The organism is Azospirillum canadense, assembly GCF_025961225.1.
Classification (GTDB): Bacteria; Pseudomonadota; Alphaproteobacteria; order Azospirillales; family Azospirillaceae; genus Azospirillum; species Azospirillum canadense.
The window spans coordinates 909090-926657 of record NZ_JAOQNG010000010.1; the positions used below are offsets into that span (position 1 = coordinate 909090).

Below are 17568 nucleotides of genomic sequence, written 5' to 3' on the forward strand. Positions count from 1 at the left end.
CTGGAAACGCTTTTAGGGAACGAGAGCACATGGCCGCCACGACCGAAACCGTCGAACAGGTCCGCGCCGTCACGGAGCAGAAGTACAAGTACGGCTTCACGACGGACATCGAATCCGATGTCGCGCCGAAGGGCCTGAACGAGGACACCGTCCGCTTCATCTCCGCCAAGAAGGAGGAGCCGGAATGGCTGCTCGAATGGCGCCTGAAGGCGTTTCGCGCCTGGCAGGAGATGGAGGAGCCGCACCACTGGGCCAAGCTCTCCTACCCGCCGATCGATTACCAGGACGCGCACTACTACGCCGCCCCGAAGATGAAGGCGCGGCCGAAGTCGCTGGACGAGGTCGATCCGGAACTGCTGAAGACCTATGAAAAGCTGGGCATTCCGCTCCGCGAGCAGGAGATCCTGGCGGGCGTCGAGGGATCCGAAGGCCGCAGCCCGGCGGTGGCCGTGGACGCCGTGTTCGACAGCGTGTCGGTCGCGACGACCTTCAAGGCCAAGCTGGAAGAGATGGGCATCATCTTCTGCGCGATCTCCGAGGCCGTGCACAAGTGCCCGGAGCTGGTGCAGAAGTATCTCGGCTCCGTCGTCCCCTACACCGACAACTTCTACGCCACGCTGAACTCGGCGGTCTTCACGGACGGCAGCTTCGTCTACATCCCCAAGGGGGTGCGCTGCCCGATGGAGCTGTCCACCTACTTCCGCATCAACCAGGCCAACACCGGGCAGTTCGAGCGCACGCTGATCATCGCCGACGAGGGTGCCTACGTCAGCTATCTGGAAGGCTGCACCGCGCCCCAGCGCGACGAGAACCAGCTGCACGCCGCGGTGGTCGAGCTGGTGACGCTGGACGACGCGCAGATCAAGTACTCGACGGTCCAGAACTGGTACCCGGGCAACGAAGAGGGTGTCGGCGGCATCTACAACTTCGTGACCAAGCGCGGCGCCTGCCGCGGCAAGAACTCGAAGATTTCCTGGACGCAGGTGGAGACCGGCTCCGCCATCACCTGGAAGTACCCGAGCTGCATCCTGCAGGGCGACAACTCGGTGGGCGAGTTCTATTCGGTCGCCATCACCAACAACCTCCAGCAGGCCGACACCGGCACGAAGATGATCCACATCGGCAAGAACACCCGGTCGACGATCGTGTCGAAGGGCATCTCCGCCGGCCGCGCGCAGCAGACCTACCGCGGGCTGGTGAAGATCCTGCCGAAGGCGGAGGGCGCGCGCAACCACACCCAGTGCGACAGCCTGCTGATCGGCGACCAGTGCGGCGCCCACACGGTGCCCTACATCGAAAGCCGCAACCGCACCGCCCGCATCGAGCACGAGGCGACGACCGCCAAGATCAGCGAGGACCAGCTCTTCTACTGCCGCCAGCGCGGCCTGTCGGAAGAGGACGCCGTGTCGCTGATCGTCAACGGCTTCTGCAAGGAAGTGCTCAAGGAGCTGCCCATGGAATTCGCCGTGGAAGCCCAGAAGCTCGTCGGCATCAGCCTGGAAGGCAGCGTCGGTTAACCGCCCACCGTATTGCGAAGGACAAGAAACCATGATCGAAATCAAGAACCTGCACGCCACGGTGGACGGCAAGGAGATCCTGAAGGGCATCAACCTTACGATCCGCCCCGGCGAGGTCCACGCCATCATGGGCCCGAACGGGTCGGGCAAGAGCACGCTCAGCTACGTGCTGGCCGGCCGCGAGGGCTATGAGATCACCAAGGGCTCGGTCGTGTATTTCGGCCAGGACCTGCTGGCGATGGAGCCGGAGGAGCGCGCCGCCGCCGGCGTCTTCCTGGCCTTCCAGTACCCGGTGGAAATCCCCGGCGTCGCCAACACCACCTTCCTGAAGTCGGCCCTCAACGCCATCCGCAAGCAGCGCGGCGAACAGGAACTCGACGCCATGCAGTTCCTGAAGCTGGTGCGCGAGAAGACCAAGTCGCTGAACATGACCGACGAGATGCTGAAGCGCGCGGTCAACGTGGGCTTCTCCGGCGGCGAGAAGAAGCGCAACGAGACGCTCCAGATGGCCGTCCTCCAGCCGAGGTTCGCCATCCTCGACGAGACGGACAGCGGCCTGGACATCGACGCGCTGAAGATCGTGGCGGAGGGCGTCAACGCGCTGCGCTCGCCGGAGCGCGCCATGCTGGTCATCACCCACTACCAGCGCCTGCTCGACTACATCGTGCCGGACTATGTGCACGTTCTCGCCCACGGCAAGATCCAGCGCTCCGGCGGCAAGGAGCTGGCACTGGAGCTGGAGAAGAACGGCTACGCCGAGTTCGGCGTCAACGAGGCGGCCTGAGCCATGGCGACGACCACCACCTCACGTCCGGCGACACCGCGCGGCTTCGACCCGGCGACCGCCCGGCCCTTCCTGGAGCAGTTCGACCGGCTGAAGGCCGACCTGCCCGGCGGGTCGCTGTCCTGGGTGCGCGACCTGCGCGAGCAGGGGCGCGCCCGCTTCGCGGAACTGGGCTTCCCGACCGTCAAGAACGAGTCCTGGCGCTACACCAACCTCCGCGCGCTCGACAAGCTGGCCTTCCAGCCGGCCGTCGCGGCGGAGACCGGTGTGAGCTTCGACGTTCTGCCGACCGTTCGCGCGGCGGGCACCACCGGCCCGCGGTTGGTCTTCGTCGACGGCCGCTTCCGGGCGGAGTTGTCCTCCACCGCCGGCCTGCCGGCGGGCGTGGAACTGCTGAACCTCGCCGACGCGCTGGCCCACAAGCCGGAGCTCGTGGGTGAGCATCTCGGTCGCCTCGCCACGCCGGACGACCTGTCGCTGGTCGCGCTGAACACCGCCTTCCTGGCGGACGGGCCGGTGCTGCACGTGCCGCGGGGCGTCGAGGTGGCGGAACCCGTGGAGCTGGTCTTCGTCTCCGTCGGCTCCGACGAGCACCCGACCTCCTTCCACCCGCGCACGCTGATCATCGCGGAGGACAACAGCCGCGTTGTGATCGTGGAGCACCATGTGGGCCTGGGCACCGGCGCCACGCTGTCGAACGGCGTCGGCGAGGTCTTCGTCGGTGCGCACGCGTCGGTCCACCACTACAAGGTCCAGCGCGAGCACACCAACGCCTTCCACCTGTCGCACACCGCGGCGAAGGTCGGCGGCCACGGCGTCTACGACAACTTCATCCTGACCACGGGTGCCAAGCTGTCCCGCAACGAGGTGCGCAGCACCTTCGACGGCGAACACGGCGATACGCACGTCAGCGGCGCCTACATGGTGCGCGGCGACCAACATGTGGACACCAGCACCTTCATCGACCACGCCGTGCCCTGCTGCACCAGCCGCGAGGTCTACAAGGGCGTGATCGACGACACCGCCCGCGCGGTGTTCCAGGGCAAGATCCTGGTGCGCCCCGGCGCGCAGAAGACCGACGGCTACCAGCAGAACCGCGCGCTTCTCCTGTCGGAGACCGCGGAGATCGACGCCAAGCCGGAGCTGGAGATCTACGCCGACGACGTGAAGTGCAGCCACGGCGCCACCGCCGGCGAGCTGGACGACCAGCAGCTTTTCTATCTGCGCGCCCGCGGCATCGACAAGGAGACCGCGCGCGGCCTGCTGATCGGCGCCTTCCTGGCGGAGGCCCTGGACGAGATTCCCGAGGAAGGCGTCCGCGAGGCCTTCCAGGCCTACGTCTCCGCCTGGCAGAACGCGCGCTAACGAAGGAAACGGGACATGGACACCCAGATCGCGGATCCCACCCTGATCACTTATGATGTTGAGCGCGTCCGCGCCGACTTCCCCGTCCTGTCGCGCACCGTGCACGACAAGAAGGGAAAGCCCGGCAAGCCTCTGGTCTATCTGGACAGCGCCGCTTCCGCGCAGAAGCCGCGTCAGGTCATCGACGCCATGACGCGCTTCCTGGAGGAGGACTATTCCAACATCCATCGGGGCGTCCATTTCCTGTCGCAGACCGCCACCGACCAGTTCGAGGCCGTGCGCGGCAAGGTCGCGCGTTTCCTGAACGCGCCGTCGGAGCGCAACATCGTCTTCACCCGCAGCGCGACGGAGGCCGTCAACCTCGTCGCCCACAGCTACGGGCGCGCCTTCCTGTCGGAGGGCGACGAGGTGATCGTCTCCATTATGGAGCACCACGCCAACATCGTGCCGTGGCAGCTGCTCCAGGCCGACAAGGGTGTCCGGATCAAGGTCGTGCCGGTGGACGACCGCGGCGTGCTCGACCTCGACGCCTACGCCGACCTGCTGTCCGACCGCACGAAACTGGTGGCGATCACCCACTGCTCCAACGTGCTGGGCACGGTCACGCCGGCCAAGGAAATCGCGCGGCTGGCGCACGAGCGCGGCGTGCCGGTGCTGTTCGACGGCAGCCAGGCGGCCGTACACGGCGTGGTGGACGTGCAGAACATCGACGCCGACTTCTACGTCATGACCGGCCACAAGCTCTACGGCCCGACCGGAACCGGCGTGCTCTACGGCAAGTACGACCTGCTGAAGAAGATGCCCCCCTACCAGGGCGGCGGCGACATGATCGAGAGCGTCAGCTTCGAAGGCACCACCTTCAAGCTGCCGCCCGCCCGCTTCGAGGCCGGCACCCCGGCCATCACCGAGGTGATCGGGCTCGGCGCCGCGCTCGACTACATCGAATCGCTGGGCCGCGAGGCCATCGCCGCGCACGAGCACGACCTGCTGCGCTACGCCACGGAGAAGCTGTCACAGGTGGAAGGGGTGCGCATCATCGGCACCGCGCCCGGCAAGGGCCCGATCCTGTCCTTCACGGTGGAGGGCGTGCACCCGCACGACGTCGGCACCATCGTCGACCAGTACGGCGTGGCGGTGCGCGTCGGGCGCCACTGCGCGGAACCGCTGTCGGAACGGTTCGGCGTCGGCCCCACGGCGCGGGCCAGCTTCGCCCTTTACAACACGCGGGCCGAGGCGGACGCTCTGGTCTCTTCGGTGATCGCGGTGAAGGAGTTCTTCGGAGCATGATGGACGAACTGCGCGAGCTGTACCAGGAAGTGATCCTGGACCACGGCAAGAACCCCCGGAACTTCCGGCATCCGGACGATGCCAACCGGGAGGCCAAGGGCGAGAACCCCATGTGCGGCGACCGCTTCATGATCTACCTGAAGCTGAAGGACGGGGTGGTCGAGGACGTGGCCTTCCAGGGCCGCGGCTGCGCCATCTCCACGGCCAGCGCATCGATGATGACCGAGGTGGTGAAGGGCAAGACCGAGGCGGAGGCCAAGGCCCTGTTCGAGACCTTCCACGACCTCTGCACCAAGGACGACCACGAGCACGGCGACCACGGCCCGGTGGACGAGGAAGCCATGGAAAAGCTGATGGTGATGTCCGGCGTCCGTCAGTTCCCGGTGCGCGTGAAGTGCGCCACCCTGGCTTGGCACGCGATGAACGCGGCCATCGAAGGCCAGGACAAGGCGTCCAGTGAATAGGGCCTTGGCGAGTAGCATTTTTAGAGACGGTGAACCCGCGATGTCCGAAGACGCGATGACCAATGAAGCCGGGACCAACGAGGCTGCGTCCTCCGAGACCCGGCCGATGAACCAGACCGAGGCGGACATGGCCGCGGCCAAGGCCGCCTATGACCCGCGCGCCGCGCTGGGCGACGCCGTGATTGCGGCGCTGAAGACCTGCTATGACCCGGAAATCCCCGTCGACATCTGGGAACTGGGCCTGATCTACCGCGTCGACGTCGGCCCGAACAACGAGGTCGAGATCGACATGACGCTGACCAGCCCGATGTGCCCGGTCGCCGGCGAACTGCCCTTGCAGGTGCAGCAGGCGGTTGAGTCCGTCGAAGACGTCACCACATGCAAGGTGGAACTGGTGTGGGAGCCGCCCTGGCGCCAGGACATGATGTCCGAGGTCGCGCGGATCCAGCTGGACATGTTCTAAGGAGGCGAAGATCCCCATGGCTACCGCTGCTCTTCCCAAGGCCCTGTCCATCACCGACGCCGCCGCCGAGCGCGTGAAGTCGCTGATGACCAAGGCGACCGACGACATCATCGGCCTGCGCATCGGCGTGAAGGCGCGGGGCTGCTCCGGCCTCAGCTACGACGTCCAATACGCCAAGGAAAAGATGAAGTTCGACGAGGTGGTGGAGGATAAGGGCGTCACCATCCTGATCGACCCCGCCGCCGTCATGTTCCTGATCGGCAGCGAGATGGACTACGTCGACGACAAGTTCCAGACTGGCTTCGTCTTCAAGAACCCGAACGAAAAAGGCCGCTGCGGCTGCGGCGAAAGCTTCCACGTCTGACCGGTTCTTGAGCGCCACGATCCAATAGCCCCTTTCCAACCGGAAAGGGGCTTTTTGCATGGGCCCGTAGGTTCATCGCCCCTGTCCAACGGCGCCCTTCAACCCCACTCTCTCCATGCTAAAGTTCGTCCCAGCGACGCCGTTCCGGCCAAACAAGGTTAGAGAAACGCCATCATGGACAAAGGCACGCCCAAGGCCATCCGCCTGCAGGACTACCGCCCGCCCGCGCATTTGATCGACACCGTCGATCTGCATTTCGACCTGGGCGAGGACGTGACCACGGTGCGCGCGGTGCTCGGCATGCGCCGCAACCCGGCGCGCGGCGACGCGGCGGCGCAGCCGCTGACGCTGGACGGCCAGCGGCTGGAGCTGGTGTCCGTGGCGCTGGACGGCATGCCGCTGACCGACGGCGACTACACCGTCACGCCCGACCACCTGACGGTCCACAGCGTCCCGGAGAGCTTCACGCTGGAGACCGTCGTCCGCATCAAGCCGCAGGAAAACACGGCGCTGGAGGGGCTGTACAAGTCCTCCGGCAACTTCTGCTCCCAGTGCGAGGCGGAAGGCTTCCGCAAGATCACCTACTTCGCGGACCGGCCGGACGTGATGGCGCGCTACACCACGACGATCACGGCGGACAAGGCGCGCTATCCGGTGCTGCTGTCCAACGGCAACCTCGTGGACTCCGGCGACCTCCCCGACGGCCGCCACCGCGCGGTATGGGAGGACCCCTTCCCCAAGCCCTGCTACCTGTTCGCTCTGGTCGCCGGCAACCTGCGGCACCGGGAAGACCACTTCCAGACCATGTCCGGCCGCGACGTGACCCTGCGCATTTATGTGGAGCCGGGCAACGAGGATAAGGTCGACCACGCCATGCGCTCGCTGATCAAGTCGATGCGCTGGGACGAGGAGGTGTTCGGGCTGGAATACGACCTGGACATCTTCAACATCGTCGCGGTCGGCGACTTCAACATGGGGGCGATGGAAAACAAGTCCCTCAACGTCTTCAATACCAAATACATCCTGGCGAAGCCGGAGACCGCCACCGACCAGGATTTCCTGGGCATCGAAGCGGTGGTGGCGCACGAATATTTCCACAACTGGACCGGCAACCGCGTCACCTGCCGCGACTGGTTCCAGCTGTCGCTGAAGGAAGGGCTGACGGTCTTCCGCGACCAGGAATTCTCCAGCGACATGAACTCGCGCGCGGTGAAGCGCATCGCCGACGTACAGCGCCTGCGCACCGTGCAGTTCCCGGAGGATTCCGGCGCCATGGCGCACCCCGTGCGCCCGGACAGCTATGTGGAGATCAACAACTTCTACACCCCCACCGTCTACGACAAGGGGTCGGAAGTCATCCGCATGTACCACACGCTGCTGGGGCCGCTGGGCTTCCGCCAGGGCATGGATCTCTATTTCCAGCGCCACGACGGACAGGCGGTGACCTGCGACGACTTCGCTGCCGCGATGTCCGACGCGACCGGCACGGACCTGACGCAGTTCAAGCTCTGGTACCGGCAGGCCGGCACGCCGGACCTGAACGTGACCGGCGCCTACGACGACGCCGCTAAGACCTACCGGCTGACCGTCAAACAGACGGTGCCGCCGACGCCGGGCCAGCCGGACAAGCAGCCGATGCACATCCCGCTCGTCATGGGCCTGCTCGGCCCCGACGGGAAGGACTTGCCGCTGCGCCTGAAGGGCGAGGAGAAGGCAGCCGGCACCAGCCGCACGCTGCACGTCACGGCCGCCGAACAAACCTTCGAGTTCGTGGACGTCCCGGCCCGCCCGGTGCCGTCGCTGCTGCGCGGCTTCTCCGCCCCGGTGAAGCTGAAGGCCGACCTGTCCGATGCCGATCTCACCTTCCTGATGGCCAACGACGGCGACGCCTTCAACCGGTGGGAAGCCGGCCAGGTGCTCGCCACCCGGCTGCTGCTGTCGTTGGTCGCCGACCGGAAGGCCGGCCGCGAGTTGGTCCTGCCGCAGAGCTTCATCGACGCGGTCGGCGCCGTGCTGAAGGACGCCGACAAGGACCCGGCCTTCGCCGCCCAGGCCTTGGTGCTGCCGACGGAGGGCTACGTTGGCACGCAGATGGAAGTGATCGACCCCGACGCCATCCACGATGCCCGGGAGTTCGCCCGCAAGCGGCTGGCCGAGGCGCTGCGTCCGGACTGGCTGGCGACCTACCGCCGCAACGCCGGCAACGAGCCTTTCTCCGTCGACGCGGCGGCGATCGGCCGGCGCGCGCTGAAGAACCTGTGCCTCGCCTACCTGATGGCGCTGGAGGACGAGGAGGCGCTGGGCCTCTGCCTCGGCCAGTACCACGGAGCGCAGGCGATGACCGACGTGATGGCCGCGCTGCAGTTCCTCAGCAACGCCGACGCGCCGGAGCGCGAGGAGGCCATCACCGGCTTCTACGAGCGCTGGAAGGGCGAGCCGCTGGTGGTGGACAAGTGGTTCGGGGTCCAGGCGACCTCCCACCGGCCGGACACGCTGGAGCGCGTGACCAAGCTGCTGTCCCACCCGGCCTTCGAGATCCGCAACCCGAACAAGGTCTACGCACTGATCGGCGGCTTCGCCGGCGGCAACCCGGTGCGCTTCCATGACGCGGGCGGGGCGGGATATCGCTTCCTGGCCGACCAGGTGCTGCGAATCGACCCGATGAATCCGCAGGTGGCGGCCCGGCTGATGGGCCCCTTCTCGCGCCTGCGCCGCTACGATTCCAAGCGCCGCGCGCTGATGCGGGCCGAACTGGAGCGCATCGTCGCCACGCCGGGCCTGTCCCCCGACGTGTTCGAGGTGGCGAGCAAGAGCCTGGAGGCGGCGGGCTAACGCCGTCTCCCAATCAAAATAGGCCCCCGAATCGAAACCGGGCCGGAGGTCGCCCTCCGGCCCGGCGCTTCGCGGCGGAAATCCGCGCTCAGATCACTTCTGCTCGCTCAGGAAGGCGATCAGGTTGTCGACTTTCTCCGGCTCCTTCAGGCCGGCGAAGGCCATCGTGCCGCCCGGGACGATTTCCTTAGGGGCGGTGATGTAGGCCTTCAGGGTCTCCGGGTTCCAGACCAGGCCGCCGGCGGCCTTCTCCTGCATCGGCTTGGAGTACTTGAAGCCATCGATCGACGCGGCCGGACGGCCGACGACGCCGAACAGCGACGGGCCGACCTTGTTCTTGCCCTGCTCGGCGGTGTGGCAGGCCATGCAGACCTTGAACACGTCCTTGCCGGCGGCGGCGTCGGCGGCCAGCGCGGCACCCGCGCCCATCACGATACCGACGATCACAGTGGCGCCCAGGAGATGCTTCTTCATTGTTGCTTTTCCCTATCCGGATGTGGCCGGCGCACAATGCCGGCGAGAACGTGGCGCAGGATACACATTCTTGGGGTAAGGCTAAACCCCCAAGGCGTCGCGCCACGTTAAATAAACACCAAGGACGGGTTATTTCATCCAGGCCAGCACGATGACGAGAATCGCCACGGCGATGAGCGCCAACCAGGGAACGTAGAGGCCGCTCCGGCTGCGGGCGGCGGGCAAGGGAAGCGGCAATTCCGGCGGCCTTTCCACGGCCGGGGTCACGGTGGGCGCAGACGTGGGCGCGGGTGCTGCCGACGCCCCGCTCCACTCCGCGGCCGGCGCCTCGGCGATGACGACGCGGCGCGGGACCACGTCCGCCTCCGCACTGGCGGGGTCTGCCACCGGCACGGGCTCGGCCACCGTGTCCGGCGCCGGTTCCGGCGCGCCGACCACCGTGGTGAAGCGGGTGAAGAAATCGTCGGCCATCTTGCGCGCGGTCGCATCGACGAGGCGCGAGCCTATCTGCGCCAGTTTGCCGCCGACCTGCGCCTTCGCCGTGTAGGACAGGAGGGTTGCGTCGCCATCCGGTGCGAGCGTCACCGTGGCGCCGCCCTTGCCGAACCCGGCCGCACCTCCGGACCCCTCGCCCGTGATGGTGTAGCCGTTGGGCGGGTCGAGATCCGACAGGGTCACTTTTCCTGCGAATTTCGCGCTGACCGGACCGACCTTGGCGACGACCTTCGCGGTGAATTCTGTATCGGAGACCTTCTGCACCTCTTCGCAGCCGGGAATGCACTGGCGCAGAATCTCAGGATCGTTCAGCGCCTTCCAAACCGCCTCGCGCGGTGCCGCGATGCGCTGGCTGCCACTCATGTCCATGACGTCGTCCCTCCAAACCCCTGCCCAAACCCCACGCCCGCATTGTTGAAGCCCGGCCCGCGCGCCATGCGGATCGCGCGCAAGGCCAAGCTCAGGCCAGGACGATACGGCATCGCTGCGACCTCGGACAGTCCCTCATTCCGGAGGTCACCCCCTCGAAAAGTATGAGTCAGCGCGGTTCCGGCGGGATGCAGTTCTGGACGATGGGCGTGCAGGCGGACAGTTCGGAACTGGCCGGGTACGACACCTGCTCCACCACGCCGCCGCCGAGAACGAACGTCGCCTCGCAGCCGCTGCCGCCGCTGTAGCCGCCCACCGGCAAGCCGAAGCCCAGACCGACCCCGACGCCGCTGGAACTGCCGCCGAAGCCGCCGATGCCGATGCTGGTGCCCGGCCCGGCGGCCACCGCCGGGCGCTCGACATAGGTGAAGTATTCCTTGCCGCCCGCGGTCGCCTGACGCGCGGGCACGCCGGCGCAGGCGAGCAGCCGCTCCTTGGGCATGCCGAGCATTTCGGATTGGGCGCGCCGCGCCACCTGCGGGTCCGGCCCGGTCGCGCAGGAAGCGAGCAACAGCCCCGTCATTCCCAAACCAAGAAGCAGTCCCGCCCTCGTCGCCGCACGCCCGACCAACATCGTTTACACCCTCCGACCTGAGGCCATTCCATGAACACAACCCAAGCGATGGCTTGCGGTTCCCGCCGGAAGGCGGCTAGGAGATTGCGCATAGGACATTGCGGCTGTGGCAATTTGGAAGGATAGGTCGCTTTGTCAATTGCGGCACGGGGGGATCATGTTATGACAGGTGAGGATATGGTTTCGACTAGCGACGGCATCGCGATGACCACGGTCTACCTCGCTCTTGGCAGCAACCTCGGTGACCGCTCCGCAAACCTGCAGGAGGCGCAGCGGAAGCTCGGCCCCCAAGTGCGCCTCGACCGCTTCTCGCGCGTCTACGAAACCGCGCCGATGTACGTCACCGACCAGCCGGCCTTCCTCAATATGGTGGTGCGCGGGCAGACTCTGCTCGGCCCCTGGGAACTGCTCCGCTTCGTGAAGGGGATCGAGGCGGCGCTCGGGCGGAGCGAAGGCGGCCTGCGCTTCGGTCCCCGCCCTATCGACATCGACATCCTGCTCTACGGCGAACTCGTCATGTACGCACCGGAACTGGAGATCCCCCACCCGCGCATCGCGGAGCGGGCCTTCGTGCTGTGCCCGTTGGCCGACATCGCGGCGGATCTGGTCCATCCGGCGCTCAGCCGCAGCATCGGGCAGTTGGAAGAGGCCGTGCCAGGCCGGGATACGGTGGTGCCGGTGACCGGCATGATCGCGGAAGCGGTCTGATACCGGTAACCCGGGGCGCGCCCGCGCGCCCTCCACACCCACCTCCACACCCACCTCCACACGATGGCAATCGCGGGCGCTTGCGCTATAGTGCCGTCGGCGTGGCGACGACACGGCCGCCTGGAGACTGCTTTTTTGGCCAACCACACTGATTCCCGACGCGCCGACGCCGCTTGCGACGCGACGATGACCTACACCATCCTGCTTCGGGATTTCACGGCCACCGTGTCGCTCGCCGGCCGGCCGGACCGCACGACCGCGCGCATCAACCTGGAGCTGAAGGTCAGCCACCCCGGCCGCGACTTCCCGGACGACATCGCCGCCGTCATGTCCTATGAGGACATCGTCGAGGATCTGCGCCGCCTGTGCGCGGAGGACGCGGTGCCCGGCCCCGATTACCTGGCCGACCGCGCGGCCGTCCTGTGCCTCGCCCACGCCAAGGTCCGCCGCGTCCGCGTGGATGTGGAGCTGTCCTCCGCCCTGCCCGACATGACGGGATCCGGCGTGTCGATCACCCGCGAACAGGCGACTTGACCCGGCCGAAGCGACTCTTAAGGAGCGCTTCCGGTGATGCAATCGGCGTAATCCTCAAGAAGGCATAGCCGAAGGGTGGTGCATTGAGGCATTTAGGCTGGATGGTCATCCGCCGTCCGGCGGAATGACATGAAATTTCGCAATGCAGTATCATTGCGCAATTCTATTCTACGCGTATAATAAAATTGATCGGCGAAAACCAGCCGATGCCAGGGAGGAAAGCATGGACCATCAGAAGGATCCGACGCTGTCGGAGATCCTGGACGAGCCCATCATCGTGGCCCTGATGAAGCGCGACGGCATCAGCCGTGAGTGCTTGAACCAGCTCCTCGAACGCGTAAGGCGCAATCTGCGCGCCCGCGAAGAGCGGATGGCCGCCTGACGGCAATCCCGACGGGACCGCGCCCGCAGCGCACACCGCATCCCCACCATCAGAACCGGGGCTGGGCGTCTAAGCGCCCAGCACATCACGTACGGCGTCCATCACCTCAGCCGGGGTGAAGGGTTTGCGCAGGGTCTTCTGCGCGCCCAGCGCTTCGGCCACTGGAAGGACGTCGAGCGAGGCGCGCGCGCCGCCCCCGGAAATCGCGATGATCTTGATGTTGGGGTAGCTGCGCCGCAGTTCCATGATCGTCGCCAGCCCTTCCTGGTTCGGCATGAAGATGTCCGTGATCACGAGGTCGGCGGGCTTCCGGCGGAAGGCGTCGACGCCTTCGATCCCGTCGCGCGCGCCGACCGCCTCGTGTCCGCCGCGGGTCAGGGTGCGTAGAAGCATGGTGCGGACCATGTCGTCGTCGTCGATGATCAGCACGTTGGCCATGGCGGCGCGTCCTCCTCGTTGCTTGTGCTTGCTTCCATCATGCCGACCGGGGACCCCGGCCCGTGGTGGTTTCCGCGTTCCGTCCGGCCTTCTGGGCCAACCGCTCCTCCACAAGCTGGCGGGCCAGGGTCACGAACTGGTCCGGCACGACCGGCGTGCGCAGGATGCGCGTCACCCCCGCCGCTTCGACCGCCGCACCTTCCAGTTCGCTGTCGGGGCTGGTGCAGACCAGGATCGGGATGCCCGGCGACGCGGCCGCGAAAGCGCGCGCCAGGGTCAGCAGCCGCCAAGCCTGCCCGGCCGGACCCTGCTCCAGCACCACCAGATCGAACCGCTCCGGCGCGATGGTGAACAGGGCCAGCCCCCGCCGGCTGCCGGCGGACGCGACGACCTGGAATCCCTGCATCCGCAGCAACCGTCCGGCCATGCCCAGCATCGTGCGTTCGTCCCCGACCAGCAGGATGCGCCCGCGCCCGCGCTTGATGGCGCGAAGCCCCAGTTCCGGATCATGCCGCGGCAGGTAGATGGAAAAGCTCGATCCCTCACCGGGCGCGCTGACCACGTCGATCACGCCGCCGTGGTCCGCGACGATTCCGTGGACCGCGGCAAGGCCGAGCCCCGTCCCCTTGTCCACCGCCTTGGTGGTGAAGAAGGGCTCGAAAATCCGCTCGATCAACGCCGCGTCCATGCCACAGCCGGTGTCGGACACCGTGAGGCAGAGGTAGCGGCCGGGATTCAGCCGGGCCCGCGCCAGCTCCTTCGGTGCCCCGACCGTGGCGTGCGCCAGCGTCACGACGATCAGCCGCGGCATACCGCCGCCCTTCGGGTCGTCGCCGATGGCGTCCACCGCGTTCTTGCACAGGTTCACCACCACTTGGTGGATCTGGGTCGGCGCGGCGAACACCGCCATGTCGCCGTCGTCGCAGACGAAGCGGATGGTCACGTCGAGCGGAACGGTCGGGTGGATGAGGTGGAGCGCCTCCTCGACGATGCGCCGAAGGTCGACGACCTCGCGCCCGGCCTTTTCCTTGCGCGAGAAGGTCAGGAGCTGCTGGACCAGCCCCTTGGCGCGCTCGGCGGCGATGGTGACCTGGGCGACGTCGTCGCGGACCTCCGACCCTTCGGGCAGGCTGTCGAGCGCCAAGTGGCTGTATCCCAGGATCGCGGTCAGGATGTTGTTGAAGTCGTGGGCGATGCCGCCCGCCAGCACGCCGACCGCCTGCATCTTCTGGGCGCGGCGCATCTGCTCCTCCGCCTGCCGGCGCTCCGTCACGTCGTCGGCGGTCCCGATGATGTTGGTGATCCGCCCGTCGGCCTCCCGGACCGGCGCGATGGTCACCGACGCCCAATACAGGCCGCCGTCGCTGCGGCGGGCGGGAAGCTCGCCCTGCCATGTCTCCCCGCCGGACAGGACGCGCCACATCTCCCGGAACTCGTCGGAGCCGGTTTCGGCGAAGCAGAGCGCAAAGCTTTCCAGGTCGTGGACCGCGGACGCCTCGCGCCCGGTCATCGCGGTGAAGCGGGCGTTGACGTAGGCCACCTTGCCCATGGCGTCAGTGATCACCACCGCCACCGGGCTCTGCGCGACGGCCAGCGACAGGGTGCGCAGGGTTTCCTCGGTGCTGCGTGCCTCCGTCACGTCGCGGGAGACGGCGGCAAGGCCGAGAAGCTCTCCCGACGGGCCGCGGTAGGGCGTCTTGATGGTTTCCAGGAGTGCCTCGCGCCCATCCGGCAGCCGCACCGATTCGACAATGCGGCGGGGCACCCCGACCCGCAGCGCTTCCCGGTCATCGGCGCGGAACGCCTGGGCGAGGTCGCGCGGGACGAGGTCGAAGTCGCTGTGTCCGACGATCTCCTCCTCGGACCGGCCGAGAAAGGCGGCGAAGGCGCGGTTGCAGCCGACGAAGACGCTGTCCAGGTCCTTGAAGAAGATCAGGTCCGGTATGGAGTCGAGCATCGCCTGCAGGAGCGCGCGCTCCGCGCAGGGCATCGCGTGTTCCGGTTGGGCGTGTTCCGGTTGGGCGGTCTCCGGTAGGGCATCCGCCGGTTGGGGTGGGCCGCAGCCGCGCAGTCCGGTGATGTCGAAGGCGTGGCTGACAGCGCGCAGGCCGCCGTCCGGCTGCGGGTGCAGCACGGTGACGGTCTGCCACCACGACACCCGACCATCGCGGTCGACGACGCGGTGGTCAGCGTGCCGCGCGCGGTCGTGTCCGCACCGGCGTGCCCGCGCGATCTCCGTCAGGAAACAGTCGCGGTCGAGCGGATGGAGGAGCGCTTGAAGGCAGGGCTCGCTTTCTGCCGTCTCCCCCAGCATGCGGAGGACGGTGGGAGAGGCGGCGTCAATCCGACACCCTTCCCCCTCGCGCCACCGGATGACCAGCAGTGCGTCGTCCGACACCGGTAGGATCGCGTCCGCCACCACCCGTTGCACGCCCCAAGCGGAGAAATTGCCGGAGCCAAGTCTACCCACGCGCGAGGGCGATATGAAGCGCCGCCATGCCGAACGGGCCCATCCGGGAGGAATGACGCTTGGGCGGATTGTCGCAGGGGAGTGGCGCCTAACGCACCCTTACCGCACCGACACCACGCGGAACGGCCGCTGGATGCCATCATGCTCGGTGATGGAGATGTATTCGCCCTCCACCAGCGTGTGGCGGTCGAAGCGGAAGATCGGCTCGTCGTCGTCCGCGTCGTCCTCGTCATAGTCGAACAGCCAGCCCTTGCCGCGATGGATCAGGTGGCCGGTCTGGTCGTCCTCGCCGCGCCAGAAGCGGTGGACGGTGCAGGCGGTCTTGTGCGTGCGCCATTCCTCGGGGTCGAGATGGCCGTCCGCGGTCAGCGGCGCGGTGAATTCATAACCGTGGTCGGCGCTTCCCTCCGGATGGTCGGCGGTGCGGGCCAGTTCGAGGCGGATTTTCTTGAGCGGCACGGGCGTTGTCCTCCGGCAGAAACGGGGAGCGCGTCGCCCGCGCCCCCCGCGTTTTCCTCCCCATCCAACTTTCCGGGCGGCCCGGTTGTTCCGGCGCCTGCCCCTTCCCCGGCTGGTTTCCCCCCAAGCCGTTTCCCAAAAGGCCGTTTGCCGAACAGCGCCCCCTTGCCTCTTTTCAGAGCGCCGGATGATGCGCCACGAACCCATCCAGCACCACCACCAGCTGGTCGGCGTGTCGGGCCTGGCCGTGGCTGCGCGCGTTTTCGATGTCGTCGCGGATGATGCGGGCGATCCGGCGCGGGCCGTCGGCGGCGTGCACCAGGCAGCAGCCCAGCTCCACCGCAACCATTTCCGGCAGGTGCTCGTGTTCCGCGATGGCGTCGATCTCGTCTTCGGTCAGATCGCTCAGCGCGATGCAATCGTCGATCGTCAACATGGCGCGTTCCCTTCCCGATTGCCGGGCCGCCGTCGGATACCGTCCGGCAGCGGCCCTGTGGTTGTTCACCACCGGCGTGGAGGGCGCATTCAGCAGACAGCGCCGCGCGTCGGGTTGACGTTCCCGCCCGACGATCCGACCGCGGCGATCGTCCCGGAGTCCGGCCCGGTCAGTGGGCCATCAGCACGGGCAGACCGGCGTGGTTCAGCACATAGCGGGTCACGCCACCCAGGATCATTTCCCGCATCCGACTGTGCCCGTAGCCCCCCATGACGAGGAGGTCCGAGCCCAATTCCGCGGCCCTGTTGATGATGGTCTGGCCGACGGGTTCCGATCCCGGCTTCAATATAGTTAACTGAACGTTAACTCCGTGCCAAGCCAGATAATCGACCGTGCGACGACCCGCCGCAGCCTCCGTATGAGCGGTTTCGGCGGTCAGCACATGGACCGTGTCGGCGTTGCGGATGAAGGGCATCGCCCCGGCGATCGCGCGGGCGGATTCGGCGCTGCCGTTCCATGCGACAGTGATGGTCCGGCCGATTTCGTCCGGAAGATTGCCGGGCACCAGCAGCATCGGCCGGGCGGCGCCGAGAAGCGCCGTCTCGACCGTGGCGTAGGCTTGGGTGTCGGTGTCCAGCCGGCTGTGCGCGAAGACCAGAAGGTCGGCCAGCCGCCCTTCCAGCGGCACCACGTCCTCGATCCGGCCGACCACCTCGCGCCAGCGGGCGCTCGGGCCTTCGACGCCCGAGGGGACATCCCGCAACTCGATTTGGGCGTCCTGCACCACCGCGTCGAAGGTGCGGCGGGCGGTGCGCAGGTGGCTGTTCGCCTCCCCCTCCGCGGCGCGCATGATCTCTTCGACCATGGCGCCCGACATGCCTTCGCCGAGCATCGGGACGGCGTCCCGCGGGTCGAGCTTCACGAACAGCGCATCGACGTGGGCGTCGAACGTCCGCGCGATCTGAATGGCGGCGTTCAGCGCCACCGGGTCGCTGTCGGTGCCGGCCAGCGGCACGAGAATCGTCTTCAGTGACATGATCTCCCCCCGGGCCGTTTCCGCCGGCCCTTTATCGGACGGTGGTTCGGTGCGCCG

General features: G+C 67.2%; 19 protein-coding genes. 11 read left to right on the plus strand and 8 right to left on the minus strand.

The window, feature by feature from the left end; genetic code table 11:
• Positions 1-29: 29 nt before the first annotated feature.
• The 8 genes from sufB to pepN all read left to right on the plus strand — a co-directional run bounded on the left by sufB (position 30) and on the right by pepN (position 9076).
• Positions 30-1517 (plus strand): Fe-S cluster assembly protein SufB, encoded by a 1488-nt coding sequence (gene sufB, locus M2351_RS39915; protein WP_264661512.1) that lies wholly within the window; start codon positions 30-32, stop codon positions 1515-1517.
• 31 nt (positions 1518-1548) lie between these two features.
• Positions 1549-2301: a Fe-S cluster assembly ATPase SufC gene (sufC, locus tag M2351_RS39920; RefSeq protein ID WP_264661513.1), complete on the plus strand. Its 753-nt coding sequence runs from the start codon at positions 1549-1551 to the stop codon at positions 2299-2301.
• Between the two features lie 3 nt (positions 2302-2304).
• Entirely contained in the window at positions 2305-3666 is a 1362-nt protein-coding gene (gene sufD, locus M2351_RS39925) for a Fe-S cluster assembly protein SufD (protein ID WP_264661514.1), read from the plus strand.
• Between the two features lie 15 nt (positions 3667-3681).
• On the plus strand, positions 3682-4953 hold the full coding sequence (locus M2351_RS39930) for a cysteine desulfurase (protein ID WP_264661515.1): 1272 nt from the start codon (positions 3682-3684) through the stop codon (positions 4951-4953).
• The gene (sufU, locus tag M2351_RS39935; RefSeq protein ID WP_264661516.1) at positions 4950-5417 is read left to right on the plus strand and encodes a Fe-S cluster assembly sulfur transfer protein SufU; all 468 of its coding nucleotides are present in this window, start codon (positions 4950-4952) and stop codon (positions 5415-5417) included. The genes M2351_RS39930 and sufU overlap by 4 nt, the downstream gene beginning before the upstream one ends.
• 40 nt (positions 5418-5457) lie before the next feature.
• Entirely contained in the window at positions 5458-5880 is a 423-nt protein-coding gene (locus tag M2351_RS39940) for a DUF59 domain-containing protein (RefSeq protein WP_264661517.1), read from the plus strand.
• Positions 5881-5896: 16 nt separating this feature from the next.
• The gene (locus M2351_RS39945) at positions 5897-6244 is read left to right on the plus strand and encodes a HesB/IscA family protein (RefSeq protein ID WP_209762593.1); all 348 of its coding nucleotides are present in this window, start codon (positions 5897-5899) and stop codon (positions 6242-6244) included.
• Positions 6245-6418: 174 nt separating this feature from the next.
• Positions 6419-9076: an aminopeptidase N gene (gene pepN / locus M2351_RS39950; RefSeq protein ID WP_264661518.1), complete on the plus strand. Its 2658-nt coding sequence runs from the start codon at positions 6419-6421 to the stop codon at positions 9074-9076.
• Positions 9077-9169: 93 nt separating this feature from the next.
• On the opposite strand, the gene M2351_RS39955 is transcribed toward pepN, so the two are convergent.
• The 3 genes from M2351_RS39955 to M2351_RS39965 all read right to left on the minus strand — a co-directional run bounded on the left by M2351_RS39955 (position 9170) and on the right by M2351_RS39965 (position 10997).
• A complete protein-coding gene (locus tag M2351_RS39955) occupies positions 9170-9550 on the minus strand; it encodes a c-type cytochrome (RefSeq protein ID WP_264661519.1) in 381 nt (126 codons plus the stop codon).
• Between the two features lie 129 nt (positions 9551-9679).
• Positions 9680-10414, minus strand: coding sequence for an SRPBCC family protein (locus tag M2351_RS39960; RefSeq protein WP_264661520.1), 735 nt, complete (start codon positions 10412-10414; stop codon positions 9680-9682).
• 169 nt (positions 10415-10583) lie between these two features.
• Positions 10584-10997 carry a hypothetical protein gene (locus tag M2351_RS39965; protein WP_264661521.1) on the minus strand — a complete coding sequence of 138 codons (414 nt, stop codon included), beginning with the start codon at positions 10995-10997 and terminating at the stop codon, positions 10584-10586.
• A 228-nt stretch (positions 10998-11225) separates the two neighbouring features.
• Here M2351_RS39965 and folK point away from each other — a divergent pair, with 228 nt between their 5' ends.
• From folK to M2351_RS39980, 3 genes are all read left to right on the plus strand, one after another.
• Positions 11226-11756: a 2-amino-4-hydroxy-6-hydroxymethyldihydropteridine diphosphokinase gene (gene folK, locus M2351_RS39970; RefSeq protein WP_264661522.1), complete on the plus strand. Its 531-nt coding sequence runs from the start codon at positions 11226-11228 to the stop codon at positions 11754-11756.
• Positions 11757-11891: 135 nt separating this feature from the next.
• Positions 11892-12290 carry a hypothetical protein gene (locus M2351_RS39975; protein WP_264661523.1) on the plus strand — a complete coding sequence of 133 codons (399 nt, stop codon included), beginning with the start codon at positions 11892-11894 and terminating at the stop codon, positions 12288-12290.
• A gap of 223 nt (positions 12291-12513) precedes the next feature.
• On the plus strand, positions 12514-12672 hold the full coding sequence (locus M2351_RS39980) for a hypothetical protein (protein WP_264661524.1): 159 nt from the start codon (positions 12514-12516) through the stop codon (positions 12670-12672).
• Positions 12673-12741: 69 nt separating this feature from the next.
• On the opposite strand, the gene M2351_RS39985 is transcribed toward M2351_RS39980, so the two are convergent.
• From M2351_RS39985 to M2351_RS40005, 5 genes are all read right to left on the minus strand, one after another.
• Complete coding sequence (locus tag M2351_RS39985) at positions 12742-13110, minus strand: response regulator transcription factor (protein WP_264661525.1); 369 nt, start codon at positions 13108-13110, stop codon at positions 12742-12744.
• 37 nt (positions 13111-13147) lie between these two features.
• Positions 13148-15508 (minus strand): PAS domain S-box protein, encoded by a 2361-nt coding sequence (locus M2351_RS39990; RefSeq protein WP_264661526.1) that lies wholly within the window; start codon positions 15506-15508, stop codon positions 13148-13150.
• Between the two features lie 171 nt (positions 15509-15679).
• Positions 15680-16039, minus strand: coding sequence for a hypothetical protein (locus tag M2351_RS39995; protein WP_264661527.1), 360 nt, complete (start codon positions 16037-16039; stop codon positions 15680-15682).
• Positions 16040-16214: 175 nt separating this feature from the next.
• Positions 16215-16475: a hypothetical protein gene (locus M2351_RS40000; RefSeq protein ID WP_264661528.1), complete on the minus strand. Its 261-nt coding sequence runs from the start codon at positions 16473-16475 to the stop codon at positions 16215-16217.
• A gap of 169 nt (positions 16476-16644) precedes the next feature.
• Positions 16645-17511, minus strand: a complete 867-nt coding sequence (locus tag M2351_RS40005) for a universal stress protein (protein ID WP_264661529.1) — start codon at positions 17509-17511, stop codon at positions 16645-16647.
• Positions 17512-17568 lie beyond the last annotated feature (57 nt).